The organism is Luteimonas sp. A482 (genome assembly GCF_054072655.1).
The window spans coordinates 1-527 of the sequence record NZ_JBSVRO010000028.1 but is presented as its reverse complement, the minus strand read 5'-3'; the positions used below and the strand labels follow the sequence as shown (position 1 = coordinate 527).

Sequence of the window (527 nt, the reverse complement as noted above, 5' to 3'; positions counted from 1 at the left end):
CTGAATTAAGCCGCGCCGCGAAGCGGTGTCGGCTTGAATGAATTGTTAGGCCCCATTACGGCTGACATTCCGAGCGAATGGAGCTGATAGTTGCAGACTCTACTGCGATCTGAAGCCAGCATGGGAAGTCGGATTGAGGAAGGTACTCCATGTACGTCGCGTCCTCCCGTACCGCGACAATCGGCTTGCCGTATCGTGCTTGTGCCACCGCAAAGGGCTGACCAGGGCAGACGCCTTGAGGCGTGCAGTAGTTGGCGCTGGTGCTGAGGATCTCCGCGACTCGATTGTCCTCGCCCAGCCACACAGTGAGCCCCTGAAACTCGAGCTCTACACTCAGGAAGTCGCCGGTTTTGCGGCGAGCAACTGGCTGGCCAAGCAGGTCCGTGGCCGAAGCCTCCGAATCTCCCAGAGAGACGCCTGCGAGAGATAGAGCGTTGTCGGGAACGACAGGCGCGCTGGACTGTGGCAGCGCGCCGCCAAGGACCAACACCACGATTGCCGCGCTGATTGCCATGGGGCCTAACGCC

1 protein-coding gene is annotated in these 527 nt (G+C 60.7%); it reads right to left on the bottom strand.

Annotated elements, in window-relative coordinates:
• Positions 1-55: 55 nt before the first annotated feature.
• The coding region (locus tag ACW5DW_RS17130; RefSeq protein ID WP_457020509.1) for a hypothetical protein at positions 56-527 on the bottom strand (472 nt) is incomplete at its 5' end.